The 24389-nt window shown below is 41.6% G+C and carries 19 protein-coding genes; 7 read left to right on the forward strand and 12 right to left on the reverse strand.

All coding sequences use genetic code 11. The annotated features are described in order from the left end of the window. Window positions 1-9 precede the first annotated feature (9 nt). Window positions 10-1095, forward strand: coding sequence for a hybrid sensor histidine kinase/response regulator (locus tag AACU25_RS14265; protein WP_096576635.1), 1086 nt, complete (start codon window positions 10-12; stop codon window positions 1093-1095). 226 nt (window positions 1096-1321) lie between these two features. On the opposite strand, the gene AACU25_RS14270 is transcribed toward AACU25_RS14265, so the two are convergent. Continuing rightward, window positions 1322-2083, reverse strand: coding sequence for a hypothetical protein (locus AACU25_RS14270; protein ID WP_096576637.1), 762 nt, complete (start codon window positions 2081-2083; stop codon window positions 1322-1324). Between the two features lie 227 nt (window positions 2084-2310). Next, entirely contained in the window at window positions 2311-3036 is a 726-nt protein-coding gene (gene cysE / locus AACU25_RS14275) for a serine O-acetyltransferase (RefSeq protein WP_096576639.1), read from the reverse strand. Between the two features lie 385 nt (window positions 3037-3421). Here cysE and AACU25_RS14280 point away from each other — a divergent pair, with 385 nt between their 5' ends. Continuing rightward, window positions 3422-3877: an RrF2 family transcriptional regulator gene (locus AACU25_RS14280; protein ID WP_321206735.1), complete on the forward strand. Its 456-nt coding sequence runs from the start codon at window positions 3422-3424 to the stop codon at window positions 3875-3877. A gap of 19 nt (window positions 3878-3896) precedes the next feature. Further along, entirely contained in the window at window positions 3897-4859 is a 963-nt protein-coding gene (gene cysK, locus AACU25_RS14285; RefSeq protein ID WP_096576645.1) for a cysteine synthase A, read from the forward strand. Between the two features lie 160 nt (window positions 4860-5019). Here cysK and AACU25_RS14290 read toward each other — a convergent pair whose 3' ends face one another. Beyond that, window positions 5020-5697 (reverse strand): cadmium resistance transporter, encoded by a 678-nt coding sequence (locus AACU25_RS14290; protein ID WP_096576647.1) that lies wholly within the window; start codon window positions 5695-5697, stop codon window positions 5020-5022. 316 nt (window positions 5698-6013) lie between these two features. Between AACU25_RS14290 and AACU25_RS14295 the strand changes: the two genes are divergently transcribed. Continuing rightward, window positions 6014-6673 (forward strand): cadmium resistance transporter, encoded by a 660-nt coding sequence (locus AACU25_RS14295; RefSeq protein WP_096576649.1) that lies wholly within the window; start codon window positions 6014-6016, stop codon window positions 6671-6673. Window positions 6674-6748: 75 nt separating this feature from the next. Here AACU25_RS14295 and AACU25_RS14300 read toward each other — a convergent pair whose 3' ends face one another. From AACU25_RS14300 to AACU25_RS14310, 3 genes are all read right to left on the reverse strand, one after another. After that, a complete protein-coding gene (locus AACU25_RS14300) occupies window positions 6749-7876 on the reverse strand; it encodes a hybrid sensor histidine kinase/response regulator (protein ID WP_096576651.1) in 1128 nt (375 codons plus the stop codon). A gap of 144 nt (window positions 7877-8020) precedes the next feature. After that, window positions 8021-8476: a response regulator gene (locus tag AACU25_RS14305; protein ID WP_096576653.1), complete on the reverse strand. Its 456-nt coding sequence runs from the start codon at window positions 8474-8476 to the stop codon at window positions 8021-8023. A gap of 8 nt (window positions 8477-8484) precedes the next feature. Next, a complete protein-coding gene (locus AACU25_RS14310; protein ID WP_096576655.1) occupies window positions 8485-12477 on the reverse strand; it encodes a PAS domain-containing sensor histidine kinase in 3993 nt (1330 codons plus the stop codon). Between the two features lie 329 nt (window positions 12478-12806). Between AACU25_RS14310 and AACU25_RS14315 the strand changes: the two genes are divergently transcribed. Next, window positions 12807-14111 carry an agenet domain-containing protein gene (locus AACU25_RS14315; protein WP_096583750.1) on the forward strand — a complete coding sequence of 435 codons (1305 nt, stop codon included), beginning with the start codon at window positions 12807-12809 and terminating at the stop codon, window positions 14109-14111. Window positions 14112-14500: 389 nt separating this feature from the next. Here the strand turns inward: AACU25_RS14315 and AACU25_RS14320 are convergent, their stop codons facing one another. The 3 genes from AACU25_RS14320 to AACU25_RS14330 form a co-directional block, all read right to left on the reverse strand. Beyond that, window positions 14501-14725: a hypothetical protein gene (locus tag AACU25_RS14320; protein ID WP_096576659.1), complete on the reverse strand. Its 225-nt coding sequence runs from the start codon at window positions 14723-14725 to the stop codon at window positions 14501-14503. 142 nt (window positions 14726-14867) lie between these two features. After that, on the reverse strand, window positions 14868-15290 hold the full coding sequence (locus tag AACU25_RS14325) for a hypothetical protein (protein WP_096576661.1): 423 nt from the start codon (window positions 15288-15290) through the stop codon (window positions 14868-14870). Window positions 15291-15963: 673 nt separating this feature from the next. Then, window positions 15964-16185: a BrnA antitoxin family protein gene (locus tag AACU25_RS14330; RefSeq protein WP_096576665.1), complete on the reverse strand. Its 222-nt coding sequence runs from the start codon at window positions 16183-16185 to the stop codon at window positions 15964-15966. Between the two features lie 337 nt (window positions 16186-16522). Between AACU25_RS14330 and AACU25_RS14335 the strand changes: the two genes are divergently transcribed. Next, on the forward strand, window positions 16523-19939 hold the full coding sequence (locus AACU25_RS14335) for a COR domain-containing protein (RefSeq protein WP_321206736.1): 3417 nt from the start codon (window positions 16523-16525) through the stop codon (window positions 19937-19939). Window positions 19940-20333: 394 nt separating this feature from the next. On the opposite strand, the gene AACU25_RS14340 is transcribed toward AACU25_RS14335, so the two are convergent. Together AACU25_RS14340 and AACU25_RS14345 are read right to left on the reverse strand one after the other, a co-directional pair. Beyond that, the gene (locus AACU25_RS14340) at window positions 20334-20663 is read right to left on the reverse strand and encodes a hypothetical protein (RefSeq protein ID WP_096576667.1); all 330 of its coding nucleotides are present in this window, start codon (window positions 20661-20663) and stop codon (window positions 20334-20336) included. Between the two features lie 188 nt (window positions 20664-20851). Next, window positions 20852-21253 (reverse strand): fasciclin domain-containing protein, encoded by a 402-nt coding sequence (locus AACU25_RS14345; RefSeq protein ID WP_045867371.1) that lies wholly within the window; start codon window positions 21251-21253, stop codon window positions 20852-20854. 171 nt (window positions 21254-21424) lie between these two features. Between AACU25_RS14345 and AACU25_RS14350 the strand changes: the two genes are divergently transcribed. Beyond that, a complete protein-coding gene (locus AACU25_RS14350) occupies window positions 21425-22360 on the forward strand; it encodes a putative 2-dehydropantoate 2-reductase (protein WP_096576669.1) in 936 nt (311 codons plus the stop codon). Between the two features lie 108 nt (window positions 22361-22468). On the opposite strand, the gene AACU25_RS14355 is transcribed toward AACU25_RS14350, so the two are convergent. Beyond that, entirely contained in the window at window positions 22469-23989 is a 1521-nt protein-coding gene (locus tag AACU25_RS14355; RefSeq protein ID WP_096576671.1) for a trehalase family glycosidase, read from the reverse strand. Window positions 23990-24389 lie beyond the last annotated feature (400 nt).

Raw genomic sequence — 24389 nt, forward strand, 5'->3', positions numbered from 1 at the left:
AAATTGCCGATGGATACTAAAGCTTCTATTTTGGTAATTGATGATGAACCCGATAACTTTGATGTTGTTGAAACACTGCTAGACGGTGAAAATTACCAGCTATATTACGCACCTAGTGGAAAGCAAGCCTTAGAACGCCTCGAAAGTTTTCATCCCGATGTCATCTTACTAGATGTGATGATGCCAGAGATGGATGGCATGGCAGTCTGTCGTCATATCAAATCCGATCCGCAATGGCAAGCTGTGCCAATTATTATGGTGACAGCATTAACCGATAAAGAAGATTTAGCGCGTTCTTTAGCAACGGGTGCAGATGACTTTATTAGTAAACCAGTTAACGGTGTCGAGTTACGCGCTAGAGTGAACTCTATGTTGCGGATTAAGCAGCAGTACGACAATTTGCAATCCTTGTTGAAACTGCGAGAAGATATGGTGAACATGATCGTTCATGATATGCGTAACCCGCTATCTAGTATCTTTCTCTCCACTGATATTCTCCGGTTACCAGGTTTAACACCACAGAAACTGCAACGTAAACTCGAACAAATTGCGATCGCTTCCCAGCAACTACAATTATTAATTGATAACTTGTTAATCATGGCCAAGTTAGAATCTGGCAAAATGATTCTTAACTATTCAGAAGTAGATATAGGCGATCTGTGTTTGTTAGCTGTCGCTGATGTAGAAGCAATTACTGCTCAAAAGAACTTGAATTTAGTGACAGAATTACCTAAATTTAAAGACAATATCAAAGTCGATGCCTCTATTTTTCGGCGAGTACTAGATAATTTGCTCTCTAACGCCATTAAATTTTCACCTTCCAACTCAGAAATTATTTTGCGGGCAGAGTATTTAGAATTAGGTGGAGTAAAAGTACAAGTTGCTGATTCCGGCCCTGGAGTTGCCAAAGATTTAAGGCAGAGTATTTTCGAGAAATATGAGATAGGCAATCTCATGCAAAATGTTTCGCAAATTGGTTTAGGGTTAGCCTTTTGCAAAATGGCAATTGAAGCACATCAAGGCAGTATAACTGTTGAAGATAATCATCCTCGCGGTACTATCTTTACAGTATTTCTCGCTAACAATGCCCAATAAAATGCTTGAGCAGATTTCATAGTTAAAGTAGGATGCGTTAGCGATACGTTAGCGATAGCGTAACGCATCATTGCCAAAGCTGAGATTTTTCACAAATCAAATCGGATTCCTATAGTTAGTTCAGTAGGGTGCATTATCAGAGAGTATGGCACCGAGAAAGATGATGCCCTGCGGCTAAGTCCCACTTTCTTAAGTTCCGAAATCATTGCAGTTTATAAATAGCCTTTTAACCGGATAATCTCTTATCTTTAACTTGGTTAGAAGTAGCTTCTAAAAAATCAGTAAAAACCTGAATAAACTTATGTATTCCCTCACTACCGCCAGCAATTAAACCACCAGTTAATAAGGCATCTAAACAACGAAATATACTTATTTGAATAGGGTTAGTTGTATCAATAATAATTAGTGGTTCGATGCAGCGAATACCGATAGCACTGATTAATAGACCGCATAATAAAGATGTCCATAGAGCGATTATTCTAGTATCTGACTTGTAAGCTAATCGTTTGCGCTCTTTTTCATTTACATCTTTAATTCTGGTAGTTAAATCATCAATATGGGGTTGTAACTTTGTCAGTACATCTGCTGGAGTTTGACTAAAATTTTGGATTAGTTGCTGTTCTAACGTACTTCCGCCTGACTCATTCACAATAATAGGGTTAGGGTCTAAAGGTGGTATTTGATTTTCTGCTTGCTGTTCTGGAATCAGCTTCTTTCTTTCGGCAATGATGGCATTTTGTTGTTGAATACTCATTTCTAACTGTTCTGTAGTTGGCCCGCGCCAGGTAGTAATAAAAACTTCTAAAGAACGCTCCAATAAAAGAGAAATGAACAGAGGTAAAGTGAGTACCTGTACAACATCTTCAAAACCAAAAGATTTCAATAGCAATGGTTGTGGTGATAGCCAAGCAGTAAAAGTTACTAACAGAAAACTAATAGTTATCAATAAGAAAAATAGCGGAGATTCCAGAGAAATTTTGAGCAACATCCCTATAGTCCTGTTCTACCCACAATACCTAAGACACAGGGAAATGGAGAATAGCAGGAAGAAATGGGGACTGGGGATAAGGGACTGGGGACTGGGGACTGGGGACTGGGGACTGGGGACTGGGGACTGGGGATAAGGGAGATGAGGGAGATGAGGGAGAAACATCAAACACCCAATTACCAATTACCAATTACCAATTACCCATTACCAAATGACAAATGACAAATTTAGATTCCCGCACCATCTAAAAAGTCTTCGATGACGCGATCGCTTTCGGTTGTGCTGGGGTGAGGTTCGGGAATATGTACGTGAATGGGCGAAAAGTTGGACTCGGCTTGCAATTGTTCTAGCTGTTTCTCTAAAGATTTTACTCTTTCAAATAAGGCGCGGATGGCTTCTGCTTCTACGTCGCGGACTTTACCGTGGGCGAGAATATCGCCACTAAGATTGTTTTGGCGGGTTATCCTTCCGGGTATACCGACGACAGTACTATCGCTGGGTACGTCTCGCAGTACTACAGAACCTGCTCCTACACGCACGCGATCGCCTAATTGAATATTTCCTAAAACCTTAGCACCTGCGCCTACAACTACATGGCTACCTAATGTGGGATGGCGCTTACCGCTTTCTTTTCCAGTCCCACCAAGGGTTACGCCTTGGTAAATCAAAGCATAATCACCGATGATTGCTGTCTCGCCAATTACTACTCCCATACCGTGGTCGATAAATACACCTTTACCAATCACTGCACCTGGGTGAATTTCAACCCCAGTCAGAAACCGACTGATATGGGAAATCAATCTCGGGATGACAGGAAGCCCGATTTTATAGAGCCTGTGGGCTAGGCGATGAAATAGCAAGGCTTGCAGCCCAGGGTAACAAAACAATACCTCTAGCCAGTTACGAGCTGCGGGATCGCGCTCATAAATTGTTCGCAAATCAGTTAGCAACATACATCAGTTGTGGATGAGATGGTTATTCAGAGGCAGGGGTGCAGGGAGCAGGTGAACCAGCGCGGTCTTGGGGGTTTCCCCCATGAGCGACTGGTGAACCCGAAGGGGAGCAGGGGGAAGCAACGAGTACTGCTTGTAACTGCGGAATGACTCTACAGCAGTCTCCGTTGCTCCGTTCTCTACTCCTTGCTGTTTCATGGGTAGGGTTCTGAAATTTTTCTGAAATATTCAGACTATTTATCAAAATTTTATAAGATAATCTACGGTAAGTCGATAAAATTATGAGTATTTGTGAAACAAGTTACGTTGCGTTTAAGCAGTAATATTTAGTTTCACATAAATCCCGGTAAATCCATCGACCAACGGTAGTATATTGAGTACAGACTTGAATAGCCAAAACTACGCTCTCCTGGATCTGTCTTCCAAAGTTGAATACGCTCTGCTGGCACTTTTAGAGTTAGCAAGCAACCACAGCAAAAAAGTTCCTCTCACAATGAGCGAAATCACCGCCAAACAACCCATCCCAGAACGTTATCTCGAACAAATTTTGACCAACCTGCGGCGTGCTGGTGTGGTGCAGAGTCAACGTGGCTCGAAAGGCGGTTTTATTTTAGTTCGTGAGCCTTGGCAAATTACCTTACTGGAGATTGTCACGGTGGTGGAAGGTGAGCGCAAAGACAAAGACAGCTCCACATCTCCCACTCTGGAAAGGAGTTTAGTGCTGGAAGTTTGGGAGCAAGCTAATACAGCCTCAATACAGGTTTTAAATAGCTACACACTCCAAGACTTATGCCAGCAAAGAGAAGCTCGTTTACAGCAGAGTCCCATGTATTACATTTAGTTACGCAGGAGTACCCCTTATGCGGATAGCCAAAGATATTACACAGTTAGTCGGACGGACTCCTTTAGTTCAATTAAATAAGATTCCCCAAGCTGCGGGCGCGCTTGCTCAGATTGTGGTGAAGCTAGAAAGCATGAACCCAGCTGCTTCTGTTAAAGACAGAATTGGTGTCAGCATGGTGGAAGCGGCGGAAAAAGGCGGTTGGATTGAGCCAGGAAAAACCATTTTGGTAGAACCAACCTCCGGTAATACAGGGATTGCTTTGGCAATGGTAGCCGCCGCTAAGGGTTACCATCTTATTCTAGCGATGCCTGATACGATGAGCCAGGAACGCCGCGCTATGCTCAAAGCCTATGGCGCGCAATTAGAATTAACGCCTGGAGTTGAAGGGATGCGGGGAGCGATCGCGCGGGCTGAGGAAATTGTTGCCAACACGCCTAACGCCTATATGTTGCAGCAGTTCCGCAACCCTGCTAATCCCAAAGTTCATGCTTTGACTACCGCCGAAGAAATCTGGGCTGATACAGATGGACAGGTAGATATTCTCATCGCCGGAGTTGGTACTGGCGGGACAATTACAGGCGTTTCTGAAATTATTAAACAACGTAAGCCCAGTTTTAAAGCGATCGCAGTTGAGCCTACCAACAGCCCTGTCTTAGCAGGTGGTAAACCAGGCCCCCATAAAATCCAAGGAATTGGCCCTGGATTTGTCCCAGCAATTTATCGTCCAGATCTCGTGGATGAAGTGATTCAAGTTAGCGATGAACAGGCGATATCTTATAGCCGGCGGTTAGCTAAAGAAGAAGGATTACTATCAGGTATTTCTGCAGGTGCAGCTTTATATGCAGCCCTTGTAGTCGCCCAGCGTCCAGAAAATGAGGGACGTTTGATTGTGATGGTGCAGCCTAGCTTCGGCGAACGTTACCTCAGCACCTCATTGTTTAGAGATCCAGAGGAAAGCGAATGGTTAAGTAAAGTCTAAATATCATATCCGTTTGAGGACTTATCATATTTGTGAAGGTCGGTAATTGGTAATAGGTAATGGGAAAGAAAAATACAGTTTAACAATTACCACTTCCCAGTTCCCAATGACCAACAAGACCAAGCATATCGTAAGTAATTAGCCGGACTTGATATAGTGCCTAATTTTTGTCAACTTCTTGGGCATTTTCATGATTTTTTAACAAAATCGTCAAACAAAGACAACTTGCACCTAGCTTTATTAGGCTTAAAGCTTGACTCTTCAATACAATAAAAGCACCTAATCCCATCAGAACAAAAGGCACGATGTTGTTGCCATAGTGAATTAAGAAATTCGCTATTATTTTCTGATGGGTTAGTTGGTATGTAGCGTAACACCATATTCCCAAAAGCAGAAAGAAAATAGCAATCATTATCAGTAAATTTTCTAAATTATTGTTAGCAAATAAAGGTACATAAACACTAATATTATCGCTGCCATTAGCAACAGTCAGCGATGCCACAATTGCCATATTAGAATCTTCAAAGTCGGCAATTGCTGTTACTACTTCCTCTGTCTGTTTTGCTTGCCAATTTACCAAGCTACTAATACCAATAGATAGGGGAAGTAAGCCAAGTAAGCCAATCCAATTTGGTGGTAGAACTAACCCTCCAAAAAAGCCAGGAAGACTGATAATGATTAATATAGTGAAGCCTAAATATTGCCCAAAAATTATATGACGAGGACGGAAATTAGGATTAATTTGGGCAAAAAAGAGCAACAAAATTACAATATCATCTATGTTTGTGGCGCTAAAAGCAGCAATTGCGGTGCTAATTGTTGTGGTTAACTCACTCATATATTTAGGGATATAACCCAATACGGTTCAGTTAAGAAAATTAATTGACAACAAAACCAAAAAACTAGTTACTCAACAAAAAACTCAACAATAATTTTGGAGGGGGTTTGGGGGACGCAACCGTCACCCAATCGGGGGTTTGGGGGAGAATCCCCCAATTGAGCTAGCTGTTTCCACAACTGACAAATCAGTCACGAATAATCTTATCTGAACTGTATTGGGATATGAGCAAAATCCTAACTACGAGAGTATTTTATTAGACTTTTAGGAGTTCTTAATTTGGTATGGTGTAAATTGTATCTTTTTATCAGCCACCATGAGCCAGCTTGGTACAGCTTTTACACAAGGAATAATCGCTTTTGCAGCTACAAATATCGATGACATACTAATCTTACTGCTATTTTTTTCGCAAATAGATAGTAACTTTCGACGGCGACATATTTTTATTGGTCAGTACCTTGGTTTTGCGGCGATTATCCTGGCTAGCTTACCAGGATTTTTTGGTGGTTTAGTCGTATCGAGAGAATGGATTGGATTACTGGGAATACTACCAATCGTCATTGGTATTAAGCACTTATTAGAGAGAAACGAAGATACTACAGAAGTGCAAACAGTATCTCATGATTTTACACAAACATCACCCCATAACCGCATACTTGCTCTTATTTGGAGTATTCTGCATCCTTATACCTATAAAGTTGCAGCCGTGACAATTGCTAATGGTGGCGACAATATTAGTATATATATTCCTTTATTTGCTGGTCAGAGCCTGAGCAGCTTAGGAGTGATTTTAATAGTCTTTTTTGTAATGGTAACAATTTGGTGTGCGATCGCTTACTTTTTAAGCCGTCATCCTGCCATTGCATATATTTTAAGTCGCTACGGCAAGCACATCGTTCCTTTTGTATTGATTGGCTTGGGGGTATTTATTATGTACGAACGCGGTACATTCAGCTTACTACCTTGGTTTAAGTAAAGTATGCTGTCCCTCAAGAGTCATCGCCTGCGATTTTTTGGGAGAATTATTTAGTTTTCAAATTGTATTGATCAATTAATTGAGTGTGAGATTACAGTCTCCACCAATATAAGGAATATTGACTGTAAATATTGTTCCTTGCCTGACTTGACTACTAACAGTAATTGTACCTTTATGTAAATCTACACACCGCTTGACAATTGATAAACCTAAACCAGTACCGGAGATTGTACCTACATTCCGCGCTCGCTGGAAAGGCTGAAATAAGTTCACTTGGTCTTCCTGCGGAATACCTACTCCGTAATCTTGAATTTGAAAAATAATATCACAATCTTTGACTATTATTTGAAAATCAATCATACTCTCTGGCAAGGAATATTTGAGAGCATTATTCAACAGATTAGTCAGTATTTGACGAATCAGTTTTTGGTCAATTTTAGTAGTCAAAGTTGTAAGTTGCTGATGGTTTTTAGTAGCAGTAAAAATAATTCTATGCCCGTAGCTATTGGCTTCTAAATCTGCTACTAAATCATGGCAAAATTTTACTAAATCTAATGTTTCTAGATTTAACTGCAACTGCTCAAGGTCGGCTAGATTAAGCATCAATACATCATCAAGCAACTGAGTCATATGTTTAATGGCTTTCTCGATGCGTTCTAAATGTTGCTGTTGCTTTTCTTGGCTGACACGATAGCTATAAGCTGCTAGGTATTCAGTAGAGGAGGCAATAATAGTTAAAGGGGTACGAAATTCATGGGATGCTGTAGAAATGAATCGCGCCCGCATTTGGCTAAGTTCTTTTTCTTTCCGCAAAATTTGCATCCGCTTGATGGCATATTCAACCGTTTTGACTAATAATTGGGATGAAATTTGTCCTTTGACTAAATAATCTTGTGCCCCCACAGCTAAGGCTTCTAGAGCTAGTTTTTTATCTGGCAATCCGGTGAGAACTACAATTGGCAGATGTGGAACTGCTGCTTGCATTTGAATAACAGTATCTAGACCTTGCGAATCGGGTAATGAGAGGTCTAAAAGAATCACATCAAATTCGCTATCTTGTAGTTGTTGGAGTGCAAGATGCAACCGTTTGAAATGAGTTATCTGCCAGGACTGAGCATCACTATCCTGTAATATTTCTGTCAATATTGCCACATCAGCAAGATTATCTTCTACAAGCAGAACCGCGAGTATATCACTTTCCATAAATTATCTCACCCAGACCATCACAAATTTTCCAGTCCTAAAATAACAACTATTTTTTAATAGAAATATAATTCACCAAAATTAAAATTTAATTTTTAATTTTGCTTGTGCAGATAATCATCTTGCAATCTCAAATTGGCAATTTCAATTATGCTGATGAGCGGGTAACTCAACAAGTGCTAACCAAAAATACTCGATTGATCTGACAACCTGGATAAATTGCTCTAGATCAACTGGTTTGACAAGGTAGCAATTAACGTTGAGCTGATAACTCTTGAGAATGTCAGTTTCAGCCGAGGAAGTGGTCAAAATTACAATAGGAATACTTTTGAGATTGTCATCTGCTTTGATTTCTGCTAGTAATTCTCTACCATTTTTCTTTGGTAAATTTAAATCTAGCAGAATTAAATCAGGGCGATTGACATCTGTATATTTTCCGCGCCTATATAAATAATCGCTGGCTTCGGCTCCATCTCGCACAATATTTAACTCATTGAGGAATTTACTTTCGCTCAGAGTTTCTGCTATCAAGACGGCATCACTTTTGGAATCTTCGACAAGTAAAATTTGGAGTACTTTGAATCGATTGTAAGATGACATATTCAATTCTAATTACCAATGGGAACTGTAAAGTAAAAAGTAGCTCCTTGTCCAAGTTGCGACTCTACCCAAATTCTCCCACTATGCCGTTCTACAATCTTTTTGCAGATGGCTAATCCTAAGCCAGTACCAGAGTACTCATCACTAGCATGAAGCCGTTGAAAGATTCCGAATATTCTTTCGGCGTACTGTGGTTCGATGCCAATTCCATTATCTTGAACAGTGAATACCCATTCTTCCTGGGAACTCGCAGAAAGCGGGCTGCAATTTTCAGGGAAATGTTGCTCTGTCAATGATAATCTATTTTTATGAGCAGAAATATATACCTTTGGGGGGAATTCACTACGGTATTTCAAGGAATTGCCAATTAAGTTTAGGAACAAATTTGACAGTTGGGTGGGATCGGCAAGCACAGTGGGTAAAGGATCTGCGGTAATTGTGGCTTGAGTTTCAGTAATGGTGATTTGCAAATCTTTTTTAACCTGTTCGAGTAAGGCATTACAATCAACTGATTGTAACTTTGGTTGATAGCGACCGGCTCTAGAGTAGGTTAATAAATCCCTGACGAGTTGCTGCATCCGGATTGCGCCATCGACAATAAACTCGATATACATATCTGCTTTCCCATCGAGTTGTCCTTGATAACGCTTTGCTAGCATTTGTGTAAAACTAGTGACGGCTCTGAGCGGTTCTTGTAAATCGTGAGAGGCGACATAAGCAAATTGTTCTAGTTCTTGATTGGAGCGTTTCAGTTCTTCTGCTAGTTTTCGGGATGATTCCTCAGCTTCTCTGAGTTCAGTAATATCGCGAGAAATTGTCATAACAGACTCAACTTCACCATTTACTCCCAACTCTGGAACTACGTAAGTTTGGTAAACTTTCCACTCATCTTGGTGAGGAACTCGAAATTCATCTATCTGCATTTTGCCTGTGGTAAAGACAGTTTCTAGGGATGCTGTCCAAAAATCAGCAATTTCTTGGGGATAGCCTAAATCTACTGGTGTTTTACCCAGATAGGTTGTGACTGGAATTCCCGACTGTTGTGTACTAGCAGGGTTGACATAAAGATAACGATATTGGCGATTATGCCGGCTAATGACATCGGGTGTATTTTCTACTAATGTCCGAAATTCTTGTTCCCGTTTTTGCAGAATTGCATTAGTTTCCAGCAGTTGCTTGGTACGTTCTTGAACTTGCAGTTCTAGTTCATCCCGTGCCATTTTGAGTGTTTGCTCTGCTTGCTTTTGCAGAGTAATGTTCTGCGACATGGATAAACCTGCAAATATTTCTCCTTGCTCGTTGAATAGGGGGAGTGTATGGATTTGATAAATAGACTCGCCAAAGGAAAGTTCAAAAATTGTGGTTTCTCCTGCCAATGCAGCTCGATAGTGTGGTTCTAAAACCGCACTAGTTTCTGGTGGTACGGTTTCCCAGAGAGTATGTCCCTCAAGTTGTGCTTTTGTCATCCCAACTTTGGCTATTTCTGTACCATCAGATAGCAGATAGCGTAAATCACGGTCAAAAATGTTAACTCCACCATTGGGGAAGTTGTGAGCTAGGGTGCGATACAAATATTCACTCTGACGCAGTGCTTCTTTGGCTTGTTTTTGTGGTGTAATATCATCACCAAAAATGATAATGCCACCAATTTCACCTGTAGCGGTATGCCAAGGATGAATTTCCCAGCTAATCCACTGCTGGGTACCATCGGCGCGAATAAACAAATCTTCATCGCATTGTTCACTGGCTCCAGCTAAACAACGTTGATGGATTTGTCGCCAGTTCTCGGGAATTTCGGGAAAAATTTCGTAGTGCGATCGCCCAATTAGAGATTCCACTGTATCGAGCTGATAGCTATCTACCCATCGTTGACTAGCTATGAGGTAGCGCATATCTCTGTCCAACATGGCAATCCCAGCCGGTGCATACTGGGCAAATAGGCGTAAAGTGGCTTCGCTAGCTTGCAAACTCTGTTCTGCTTGTTTGCGTTCGGTAATTTCTTCACACACTATACTGATACCAATAGTGCGTTCGCCATCTTTCAATGGTAGAAAGCTTTCTAACCAAGTCCGTTGCACACCGGGTTGAGCTGGAGTTTCCCCAGTTATTTCTATATTGAGTACAGGTTTGCCTGTTGTCAAAATGGAGCGTAACAGTTGTTCTGCGGCATCTGCTATATTAGGTAGCAGCTCTTTTACTGTCCGACCGATATGTGCATCAATCGGAAAACCATTGATTTGGGCTAGGCGTTCATTAATCCGCATAAAGCGCAAATCTGGATCTAAAACACTTAAGCCAATGGGGGCTGATTGGTAGATAGTTTCAATTTCTGCTAGTTGACGCTGCAGCTGAATTTGATTTTCCCTTAAGGCTGCTTCTGTGCGTTTGCGTTCGGTAATATCTCGACAAACACAGAATCGCAGAACATCTCCTTCCCATTCCACAATATTAAAGCTAATTTCCACATCGTAGACTGAGCCATCTTTGCGGCGATGCTGAGTTTCTAAAATCCCACTGTCGTAATTCCGGCAGTTTTGCATCATAAGCTGTAGTTCTGCATGGGTGTAGTGAGCATCCCAATCAAAAATACTGATTTTGGCAATTTCTTGGGAATTATAACCTAGCATTCCTGCAAATCGGGGATTGGCATCTAAAACGTTACCTTGTTTGTCTAAAATGACAATGCCATCAAAGGAGGTTTTAAACAGGGTTTGAATCCGCAGAGATTCTTTAGCTAACCTTTGTTCAGCTTGTTTCCGCTCCGAAATATCTTCAAAAGCGCTGACAGTGGCGATAATTTGCCCATCTCGATCCATAATTGGCGCTGCACTCACAGATAACAGGGTGAATGTGCCATCACCTCGGCGGTAGCGTATTTCTTCACCTTTAATGATTTCACCAGAAAGCAGCGAACGGGCTAGGGGATACTCTTGGGGTTGATAGGGTTGCCCATCTTCGTGAATTGCACCGTAGTTAATGTACTCTTGGTAAGTCTGGGCTTGTAATAAAGGATGCCGCAACAGCCTGACGGCTTCTTGATTGTGAAACAGTTGTTTTCCTGAAGGAGCCTCTGCGATCGCCACACCTAAAGGCATTTGTTGCAGGACTTGTTCTAAGCGGCTGCGTTCCGCTTCTAACTGTTGTAGTAGTTGATTGCGTTCAGTTTCGGCTTTTTTGCGCTCAGTAATATCTCGTACTGCCGAAATCCTCACACTCCGCCCTTGATACAAGCTTTGTTTACCTACTACCTCTAATTGAATGAGGGTGCCATCTTTTTTAATCCCAGTAATTTCATAAGGCAGTTCATACTGGTTCTCAATATGATGCAACAAAGTTTCTCCAGATTCCGGCGTGAGAAAATCGGTCGCTGATTTACCGAGCACTTCTTCTAAGGTATAACCAAACATTCGGGCGAACCCAGCATTGGCTTCAATAATTTTCCCCTGCTCTTTCATCAAAATGCCTTCAAACATGGCATCTACTAAAGCAGAAAATCGCATTTGGCTTTCTTGAGATGCTTGTTCTGCTCTTTGACGTTCTGCAATTTCTCGGCGCAGGGACTCATTAACGACGGCTAACTCCTCACTGAGTTGGCGTAATGCTGCTTCTGCTTGCTGGCGTTCTGTAATGTCTCTGCTGGTAGTAATGACTGCCTCAATTTCTCCGTTATTTCTTTCAATGGGAGAAATCACATATTCATAGTACCTAACTCCATTAATCGTGGGGAAACGAGTTTCACCTCGGATCGGAATTCCCGTCTGCAATACAGATCTGCGTTGCAAATCGTATACTTCCATAATGTCAGCTGGAAATCCTAACTCTTGCCAAGTTTTACCTAGCAATTGCGCCTGTTCCAAACCCAAAGCTGCTAACCCTGCGGGACTGGCATAAACATAGCGTAAGCTGCGATCGCTAATGTAGATATGATCGGTAGAAGCTGCCAAAACCCGATCTATCAGCCCGATCTGCTCTGAGAAAATAGAATTCTCTTCGCTTGCCATACAGTATCCTCAAAAGTTTCGCCGGTAAGCTAATACACATCTAGATTGCATATTTTTTTGTTCGGGTTGTCAAGGGGTCACGTCGCTGCGCTCCGAATTCAAAATTCAAAATTCAAAATTGGTTTTGGGAAAAGGTGAAAGGGTAAGGCTTAAAGGTTTTTTCTTGCCCCTTTCCCATTCCCCCTTCCCCTTTTCCCCCTTCCCCCTTCCCCAACAACTCTTGCTACATTCCAGAGGCGAAAAATTTCTATCTCTTAATAAATCAACCAACTCTGCAAAATGATTGAGTATAATTGCATACTATGTTTTGGCGTTGGGAGAACCCGCTCATGGATAAATCAATTGTGCAGTTGGTTGACGAATTACCAAGTGATAATATCAGCATCAAGGTTTTAAACGCTCTCAATTATGTTGCTCCCGGACAGTGGAACAACCTGGTAGGTTTTGACAATAGTGTACGTGCAATTACGGGGGAGACTGACCCAGCAGTTATTCAAAGAATCCGCGATCGCGCTGTTTCTCTCTATCACGATCCGCAAAATGGCTATCAGATGGCGGTGAAACTATATCAAACCATCGATAAAGCCGACACAGCTATGGCGACAGCAGCTTTAGCGAATAAAGTGGGTGAAAAAATCGGTTTTCTGTCTTTTTTAAGTAACATTACTCCCAAAGCAGACGTAACTCAAACTATAGATTTAGTTTTAAAAATTGCGATTGAAATTATTGCCTTCTCGAAAATAAATGGTATTCCTAGTCCTAATCCCCAAGAATTTGCTAAATCTCTAGCCGACAACTATCAAGATGCTTCCCTGATGCGGATGATAGCCTTAGTCTGCATAGATGGACTACTACCATTAGGGCCTGATTTTCTGGGCAAAATTCACAGCATTCTTACTGGTGCTGATGTCGGCGCAGTCGCGCAAAATCCTGTATTCTTAGCAGTTAATACCGCTTTGCCTGGTAATAATCCCTCCGAGAAATTTGGTTTTATTACTCAAGCTTTCAACTCCGTACAAGGCTGGATGAATGGCTTAGTAGCTAAGACAGGTTTAACACCGCAATCGATTACTAGCCATTTAGGTAACTTTATTCAGATTGCTGATGATAACTTAGATTTTGTCGCCGCATTCTTGGATCAAACCACCAATTACTTCGAGCATACAGGCATTCAATCAGTAGCACGCGCCATAATTTTGCGATCGCACTCCTTAGTGAAAGCCGAAACTCCCCCACCAGCACTACAGGCTAGCACAGCACCCTCATCGGCGGCTAAATCAGGTACTAACCAGTATGGAGTCAGCAAAAATGTAGAAGTTTGGGACGAAGAGGAAGAAGATTGGTATCAAGCCACAATTGAGAAAGTCGAAAATGACCAATTCTTTGTCAATTACATTGGCTACGGTTCATCCTACAACGAATGGGTAGGCGAAGATGAAATTCGCATTCGCGAACATGGCTCATCCGATAGCAATGGATTTGCTGTGAATCAAAAAGTCAAAGTTTGGGATGAAGACAACGAAGATTGGTATTCCGCCAGTATTCAGAAAATTCAAGGACAGCAATATTATGTGCATTACCTAGATTATGATTCTTCCTATGATGAGTGGGTGGATTTGGAAGAAATTAGGTAATTCGTAATTCGTAATTCGTAATTCGTAATTAGATACCCGACTTTTTCAAAAAGTCGGGTATCTTTTTGTTGATGAAGCAGATGGCGATCGCCTCAATAATTAAGACCAATTTGAAAAAAGAATGCAAAATATTGTAGGGGCACGGCAGTGCCCATTGGTATCAACTTCAGCTAAAAGCTATATACGGCGCGTGTTGTACAAAAACTCTCGCCCTCATCCCCTTACCCCTTCTCCCCCTGGAGAAGGGGAATTAAATCTCTTGCTCCCCTCTCCTGGTGGGAGAGGGGTTGGGGGTGAGGGCAAAACCTTGCAACCAAGCGGGTTTCACGTTAATTTGACACCACTGGGCATTGCCTGCCCTCTAGAATATTATTGATGTGTCGCAAACATTATTTATCCAACTCCGCTAAAAAGTCTTTCACAGAACTGTATGTGATTCCACCTTCTGCAACCTCTTGGCGAATTTCTTGGACTTCTTCTAAAAGCTGCTGGCGTTGTTTTCTATGCAAGCGTTTTGCTAAAATTTCCAGTAATAATTGCTGTTCTGCTAACGATAAGGCTTCCGCAACATCGATTGCCTGTTGCAGTCGAGAAGTTTGGGAAATATCTGTCATTTTTGGCGCAAATTAGGTTAGTCAGACTAATTTAATCATAGTTGCTACTTTCTAAAATCGCTCACCAATATCCCAATTCTGGGCGATCGCTCTATTTATCACCAAACAAAAGAGCAATCGCCAGAATCATACAGTTAACCAATTAAGGTAAAACAACAGAGTTTTGCTTACCATTGTTATTTGCACCATTCAAAGCTGTAACTGTACCCTCTGATGAAGGTTCAGATTTTTTAGAACGGCGGGATGAACTCTTGCGTAGCTTACCTCCCGCCTGGGTATATTGCACACTATCTTTGCCATAATTAGTAGCCACACTCATTAACATCTTTTCGGAATAGCTACTTAATTCTTCTTCACTTTGAGCGATACGAGCTGCCATTTCATCTAAAGTAGAAAGTAAATTATTGTAGTTTGATAGCTCAGTCTGCAAACTTTGAATGCGGCTGTCGTATTCTGTTAAATTCAAGCCATTACCAAAGTCTAGCGTCTGGTTAATCCAGCGCATTCCGCCAATTCGCCGTAAAGCTTTTTCGAGAATAGGTGAACCGCGTTTTTGTCTCGCCATAATAATATGCACTCCTGAAGAAAATCAGAGTATGACTGCGTATAATCTAGCCAATACAACAATGAATTTATATGAGAAATAATTCGGAAAATTAATCGCAAATAAACATCAATTTGATTATTTTTACTTATTTATACTGAAATTTTTAAAAAAAGCGTCTTCAATATCGTTTTGAGCGTCTTCAATGTCGTATTGAGCGCCTTCAATATCGTATTGAGCGTCTTCAATATCGTTTTGAGCGTCTTCAATATCGTATTGAGCGTCTTCAATATCGTATTGAGCGCCTTCAATGTCGTATTGAGCGCCTTCAATGTCGTATTGAGCGCCTTCAATGTCGTATTGAGCGCCTTCAATGTCGTATTGAGCGTCTTCAATATCGTTTTGAGCGTCTTCAATATCGTATTGAGCGTCTTCAATGTCGTTTTGAGCGCCTTCAATATCGTTTTGAGCGTCTTCAATATCGTTTTGAGGGTTAAATTATGATTTTCCCTTGCTTAACCGGACTTATGGCAAAGGCGATCGCACAAAGTAGGGTGTGTTGTCGCGCAGCGCAACGCACCATCAACAATTTAAGGCGATAACTTCTCTACGAGACGCTACGCGTAGCTTGCTTCCCCGTAGGGATACGTTAAGCTCCGCTAACACATTACCAATAAGGAAATACACTCAGGTGTTATGCGGATTGTTGATCGGCGCTGCTTTCAATATGACGACGCAAAACAGCGTTGATGAGTGTTTTATATTCTGAGCCTTGAGCTTGAAACCAAGCTATTACATCTGGGTCTAATTGAATCAAATTTTTAGCTTGAGCCGCCGGAATTCGCAATGTTGCTTTTTCAAAAAATTCATCAGTTAATGGCGGAATATCTGAATAATCAATGTCTTCATCTAACATTGCTGCATTAAGGTCTAGGGAATGTTCATTGGGCTATCACTTAATTATCTCCCATTAAAAGCGATGTCTACGACGGGCTACGCCTACGCACTTTTGCTGAAGATGAGAAAAGCGCGATCGCACTGGTTAAACATTCTTTGCCTACTCTGAATATTTTTCATACAAATCAATACCTTTGTCAGTATCGGCATGACCTTCTTAAATAATGCGTATATAATGTGACAATTCTAGCTTAAACGCGCAATAGCTTGTCCTTAGGCATTCTATCTTCATTTATCTTGAATGCATTGGACTTAGAACACCTTTAGAACAGTAAGTAATATTCCAGTAATTATCCATGACTAACGAAGAATTGCTACAGGTAATTGAAGAAGCAGCAAGAAATAGTGTCACCGAACTTAATCTCTCAGGTTACGGGTTAACGATCTTACCACCTGAGATTGGAAAATTGAGCAACTTGCGATCGCTCAATATCAGAGAAAATCAACTGAGCAGTCTGCCAAGTGAAATTGGAAAATTGAGCAACTTGCGATCGCTCAACCTCAGCAGTAATCAACTGAGTAGTCTAGCAGGAGAAATTGGACAACTGAGTGAGTTGCAAACACTCGATCTTAGCTTTAACCAACTGAGTAGTCTAGCAGGAGAAATTGGACAACTGAGTGAGTTGCAAACACTCGATCTTAGCTTTAACCAACTGAGCAGTCTACCAGGAGAAATTGGACAACTGAGTGAGTTGCAAACACTCGATCTCAGCTTTAACCAACTGAGCAGTCTACCAGGAGAAATTGGACAACTGCTTAACTTACACCTACTTGAGCTACGTAGTAATAAACTAAGAAGTCTACCAGGGGAAATTGGACAACTGGGTGAGCTGCAAACACTCGATCTCAGCTTTAACCAACTGAGTAATCTGCCCTACAAAATTGCAAAACTTATTAACTTACAAAGTGTAGACATTAGCAATAATCAACTGAGCAGTCTGCCCTACGAAATTGAAAAACTTATTAAATTGGAAACGTTTAATCTCCGCAGCAACCAACTAAATAGTCTGCCTTTGGAAATTAGACAACTGCCAAACCTCAAAAAGCTAGACTTACGTAGCAATCCACTCCCCATTTCACCTGAGATTTTAGGGACAAACAAGCTTTGGGAAGATCCAGGTGATGTGAATGAAGTCCTCAATTTCTATTTCCGAGTGCAAGATCCAAATGAAAGTGAACCCTTCTGCGAAGCAAAACTCTTAATTGTCGGCGAAGAGAACGCTGGCAAAACCTCCTTTGCCAAGAAAATTCAAAACGAAAACTATTATCTACAGCCAAAAGAAAAATCAACTGAAGGTATTGACATAATTCCGTGGCACTTCATACAGAACAATAGTAATAAAGATTTTCGCGTTAATATCTGGGATTTTGGAGGTCAAGAAATCTATCACAAAACCCACCAGTTTTTTCTCACTGAACGTTCTCTTTATGCCTTAGTTGTTGATACTCGCGAAGAAAATATAGACCTTAACTGGTGGCTTAATATTGTTAAACTGTGCGACGAAGATAGCCCTGTTATCATTATTAAAAACGAAAAAGATAATCGTGAGTGCAAAATTGATGAGGGCAAGTTACATGGAGAATTTACCAATTTAAAAGAATTTTTGACTACAAACCTAGCTGACAATCGTGGTTTACCAGAAATTAAACAAGCTATTCAATACTACATAAGCAGACTACCCCATGTTTACGATCCTCTGCCAAAAATCTGGCTGAGAGTTCGTTCTGCTTTAGAAAACGACTTACGCAACTACATCACTTTAGAGGAATACAAAAAGCTTTGCCAAGTTAATAATTTAACAGACACTGAAGATATGCTGCGGCTAAGTCGTTATTTGCACGACATCGGTGTTTGTCTACACTATCAAGATGATTCTCTACTTGAACAGTATGTCATTCTAAAACCCAAATGGGTGACTGCTGCCGTCTACAAAGTCTTAGACAATGAAAAAGTCCAGCAAAATAAAGGTGAGTTTAGCAAGAATAATCTCAAAGATATCTGGAAAAACAAAGAATACACTGATATGCGAGGTCAACTGCTGGAACTCATGAAGCGATTCAGACTTTGCTACGAAATTCCTTATAGTCCTAGCAATTATATTGCACCACAACTACTCAGTGACAAGCAACCTAAATATAATTGGGACAAAACTCATAACTTGATTTTGCGTTACAAATACGAGTTCATGCCCAAAGGTATTATCACTTGCTTGATTGCTACGAGACATGATTTGATTGAACAAAAGCTTGTTTGGAGAAATGGTGTTGTTCTCAACAAAGATGAAACTCGTGCTGAAGTAATTGAAGATTACGAGCGTAAAGAAATCAAAATACGTGTAACAGGAATCACAAAGAAAGTATTACTGGGAATTGTTAACGACGAATTACATCAAATTCACCAGTCTTTCAAAAAATTGAGTCCGCAAATTTTGGTTCCTTGCAACTGCAAAAGCTGTACAGAAAGCCAAACACCTCATGATTACCTATTTGAAAATTTATATAAGCGTTTAAAAGCTGGTCGCTATAAAGTTGAGTGCGAGAATAGCTATGAAATGGTAGATGTCCGCAGGTTAATTGATGATGTTAATTTGCTACCTGTAGAAGTAGAACAGAAATGTAATCCCCAAGTTGAATCATTCCAAAATCAAGCGATGATCAATTACCATGATTTTCAAATATTAGTAACAGCAGACCGCAAAATTCGCGCTTCCTCAGCAGAACAAGGCGAGGAGTGGGGTGAATTGCGCTTGGAAATGAACGAAATTGATCTGGCATTACCACTAATTGAGCAGAGACAGACAAATGCCAAATTGATCAAAGGACTAGGTAGTAAACTTTACCAAGCGCTTTTCCCTGTAGATATTCGCGGTCAATTGCGGGCTACAATAGCAGGTGCACAAGCTAATGGCTACGAGGTACGCTTGAGCCTTGTATTTAATTCCCCAGAATTAGCCGCTCTCCCTTGGGAATTTCTTTATGATGAGGCTACTAACACATTCCTGGCAAACAATACTCAAACTGTGCTTTCGCGTTATGTTGATGTTCCCCTACAAAAGCGCGAACTCAAAGCCGCAAGTCAACCGCTTAAAGTTCTACTAGTCATCTCTAGCCCAAGTAACTTACCGCCATTAGACGAAGCTGGAGAAGAAAGCCTCATCCGTGATGCGCTGGCAAAACACATAGACTCAGGCACAATTGAGTTAGATGTGCTACAAGAGGCTACTATCCGCAATATCAATCAAAAGCTACACGAAAAGCCATACAATGTTTTACACTTCATCGGTCACGGTAAATTTGAGAACAATAAAGGCTATATCGCCCTAGTAGATACCGATGGCAAATATAAATTATTAGATGATGAAGGCTTTGCCAACTTCTTCTTAGGGAACCGCAGTTTAGGTTTAGCTGTGCTAAATTCCTGTCAAGGCGCAGCTGTATCTTCCAATCAAGCATTTGCAGGTATCGCACCCAACCTAGTACGCCGAGGAATCCCTGCTGTAGTCGCCATGCAATACGAAATCCTCGACACCACCGCCAAGCTGTTTGCAGATGAATTTTATCGCACCCTCGCCCTTGGCTGGCCTGTAGATGCAGCGATACAAACCACTCGCAACGCTATTTCAATGGAAGTCGGCTTAGATAAACCAGACTTTGCGACACCAGTGCTTTATATGCGCGCCAAGGATGGAATTATTTTGGCTAAAGAAGTATGAAGTGTAAAGGCTAAAGGATAAAAAGCAATTGAGATATACAGGGTATTTCACGTAAATTAATTACACGCGTAGGGGCGCGGCAATATCCATACGTGTCAACTTAACGTGAAACCCGCTTGGCGACAACGTTCTGCCCTCACCCCCAGCCCCTCTCCCTCAGGGAGAGGGGAGCAAGAGATTCAATTCCCCTTCTCCCTGGGGGAGAAGGGGTTAGGGGATGAGGGCGAGGGTTTTTGTACAACACTCGCCGTATATAGCTTTTAGCTTAAGTTGACACAAATGGGCATTGCTTTGCCCTCTAGAACATTATTGATGTGTTGCAAACATTATTTGATCTGGCGGTGCGTTAGGCTAAAGTCATAACGCACCCTACTGAAGATTTACTTTTCATCCTTCATCCTTGAAACTTCAGCCTTTTCACCCAGTGTCTTTGCCAAAGAATTGTGGCTAAGTTAACGAATAAACAAGTCATCGCCAGGCATAGCAAGATATAAGTTGGCAGCATCACTACACCAATTTCAAACCAAGTATATACGTGCCATACCATGATTAAGGCAAAAATACTGGCAATTCCCGCCGATTGCCATACTTGATGTGATGGGCGATGAATTACCGTCAAGATAATTGTCAAAATTGTAGCTAATAGGTTTGCAGGGACAAGAAACGCACAAATACTGACGCAGTTGGCGCGAGAGAACTCAGCTAAGGTGTGGAAATCGAGCATCAAGTTGTTGGGATAATGTTCGCTTATACTAACAAATTTAATATATTTCAAAATAATTGAACTAACCTTAGCATGATATGAGAGTGTAGCAATCAATTGTGTAACATAATTTAAATTAATTACGGTATTTAAAAATGTTAATCACATCATTAATAACTGGATGGTGGGTAATCCCCACCATCACCAAATCATCCCATCAAAATTACTGTATCAATGACGTGAATTACACCATTATCAGCTTCAATATCTGCTGCTAAAACTGTGGCGTTTTTCACTTCAAATCCGTCAGAACAATCAATTTTAATCGGTGAACCTTCCACAGAAGTAACCGTGCCCAGTTTTGCTAAGTCAGCCTGCATCAGCTTTCCAGGCACTACATGAAATTTTAAAATCCTTGTTAACTGAGGAATATTTTGCACTAGAGTTTGAATAGTTCCTGCTGGTAATTTAGCAAAAGCATCATCAGTAGGAGCAAACACAGTAAACGGCCCAGGACTTTTTAATGTCTCTACTAAACCAGCAGCTTGTACAGCAGTTACTAAGGTTTTAAACGCGTCATTGCTAACGGCAATATCTACAATATCAGCCATTTATTTATCCTATATTTGTGTATGTCATCATAAAGGATAGTAAACCATTTTTAAGTTTTATTACACAAGGTGAGTAAAAAATTAGGTGCAATTATATAACACTTACACGCGAGTGTATTCTTGTTAGGTATCTCTTGATGATCAGCATAGAAAAATATCATTGTAGGTAAAATGTCCGAGCGTAGTTACGCCATTTTAGGTACTGGTGCATTAGGTGGTTTTTATGGTGCCAAGCTGCAAAAAGCTGGTTTAAATGTCCACTTTTTGTTGAGAAGTGATTATGAATATGTCAAAAAATCGGGTTTGCTGGTGGAGTCAATTGATGGTGATTTCACACTGACTCAAGTCAACGCCTACGATGATGTCGCCAAAATGCCACAATGCGATGTGGTGGTGGTGTCGCTGAAAACTACACAAAACCATTTACTACCGCAGATGTTACCGCCCGTAGTTAAGGAGAATGGGGTGGTTTTGGTGCTGCAAAATGGACTGGCGGTAGAGGAGGAAGTTGCCAAGATAGTTGACAATGTGACTATTATTGGTGGGTTGTGTTTTCTCTGTTCCAACAAAGTTGCAGCTGGACATATCAGCCATCTCGACTATGGACAAATTACCTTGGGAGAATATGCTGCTAACTACAATCCGATGGGAATTACACCCAGGATGCAGCAAATAGCTGATGACTTTACTAATGCAGGTATCGCCATCGAGTTAACTGAAGATTTATTACTGGGGCGATGGAAAAAGCTGGTGTGGAATATTCCCTATAATGGGCTGTCTGTGATTCTCAACGCTAGAACTGATGAGTTAATGGCGAATATGCACACCCGTGAGTTAGTTGAACAGGTGATGTATGAAGTTAGCGCTGGGGCGAAGACGGCGGGGAGGGTGATTGCTGAGAGTTTTATTCAAACTATGTTGGATTATACGGTGAAGATGAAGCCTTACCGTACTAGCATGAAGATTGATTATGATGAACGCCGTCCTTTAGAAGTGGAAGCGATTTTTGGGAATCCGTTACGGAAGGCGGAAGCGGCTGGGGTGGATTTACGGTTGATTCGGTGTTTGTATCAGCAGTTGAAGTTTTTAGATATGAGGGATGGGTAATGGGGATTGGGGATTGGGGATTGGGGATTGGGGATTGGGGATTGGGGATTGGGGATTGGTAATGGGTAATTGGAAGACGCGATGAATCGCGTCTCTACAATTGTGGGTTTACATCAAAGTTGCGAGGAGTTCGAGTACTACACCGTTTGTCCAGCCGAAGCCGACTTCGTTGGAACTGTAGCCAAAGCAAATTTCGTCGGAAACGTTGGCGGAACAGCGTTCTACGTCGTATTTTTCGACTAGGCTACCGCGACGCTCAAATTCTTTAATTACCATAGCTAAGAATTTACGGGCAATGCGATCGCCTTCTTGATGATAGCCGTAACGATGCAATCCTTGGACGGCAATTAATGTTAAGGGTGCCCAGCCAAAGGGTGCATCCCATTGGTTACCTGTAACGCGGGTGCTGGTAAATAATCCGCCTGGGGCTTCAAATATGGAGAGATTTTCTACGACGCGTTTAGCTTGTGCGTCGGAGGCGACTCCTACCCACAGGGGATAAAAGGTGGTAGCAAATTCGTATTTGCGGCGTGTTTGAGTTTGAAAGTGATAGTCGAGATAAAGTCCCTGGGCTTCATCCCAAAGACATTGATTCATGCGATCGCGTCTTACTTCTGCGCGATCGCGCCATTGTTGGGCTAGTTGCTCGTTACCGAGAATATCATTGATTTGCGCTAAGTCTTGTTCCATTTGGTGAAGCAAGCTGTTGAGGCAGACGGGCGCATAATGGATGATATCAATACTAAAGGGGCCAAAGCGATTGCTGATATCAAAGCCAGATTCGCGCATGGTGCGATCGCCTTTGTAAAACAGATTGCTTAATTCGTCTGTTTCTCGGTCATAGTAAAGACTGACATCATAATCTTCGATTTCAAATCTTTGATAGTATTCTTTGACGCGTTCATAGTGGTTTTTTCCTTCTTCATCGCGTTCGGAGAATAAAACTTCTGGTGCTGGGCCTTCGCCTAAAGCATAATATCTGGATAACCCGGTGGCGGGGTTGAGGTGGGGCGGTACTACCCAGTAATAGTAAAATTGCTCTAATAGCGGTACTGTTGACCTCAGCCATTCTTCATCTTGGCTGTGCTGGAACATCGCCAAAACCATCAAGCTGAGGACTGGGGGTTGCGATCGCGACAGCATATATGTACGGTTAGCATTAAGGATGGTACCGTAATGCTGTACTTGGTAAAGTAGCTGATCGACTTGGCTTTGGGCTAAATCTGATTCGCCATCCCGTAATAAGCCTAGCAAAATAAAGTAACTGTCCCAGCCGTACATTTCGTTAAAGCGTCCGCCGGGAACAACGTAATCGCCGGGGAGATATAACAATCCATGTTCTTTGATGGCTTCAGCTTCGGGGGGTAGGGTGCGAATTTCGATTTGGCGGACTTCGTCTTGAGAAAGCGATCGCTCTAAGACAGACTGAACATTGGGACAATCTTCTCTAGGGGAAATGTATATAATCCAAGGGCTATCTGGTTTGTGTTCTAGTTTGGCATCTTTGGCAGATTGCAGTAAATGTGAGTGCGATCGCCTTAAGGTTTTCCAGGTTTTTTTGATATATGTTCTGACAGCGTCGATTTGTGTGCTGGTAAATGGGGATTGGGTGGAAGTTTGAGGTGTCATAAGCAATTTATGAGGAATTTTTTCTCACGCAGAGGCGCAGAGGCGCGGAGGAGAATGAAAGAATTAAGCGCTAATGTTTGCGACAAATAAATTCTTTGTAGGGGCACGGCACCAGTAAGATAATTTGATACACCACAAAATTGTGGATGCCGTGCCCATCTGTCGCATAATGGTATAAAAAATATTTCTCTGTGTTCTCTGCGCCTCTGTGGTTGTTTATCAGGAAGGGTTTAGCAGTGCTCATACGTGTCAACTTAAGCTAAAAGCTATATACGGCGGGTGTTGTACAAATCCCTCGCGCCCTCATCCCCTCACCCCTTCTCCCCCAGGAGAAGGGGAATTAAATTTCTTGCTCCCCTCTCCTGGTGGGAGAGGGGCTGGGGGTGAGGGCAGAACGTTG

This window comes from Tolypothrix tenuis PCC 7101 (assembly GCF_963874875.1).
Lineage (GTDB): Bacteria > Cyanobacteriota > Cyanobacteriia > Cyanobacteriales > Nostocaceae > Aulosira > Aulosira tenue.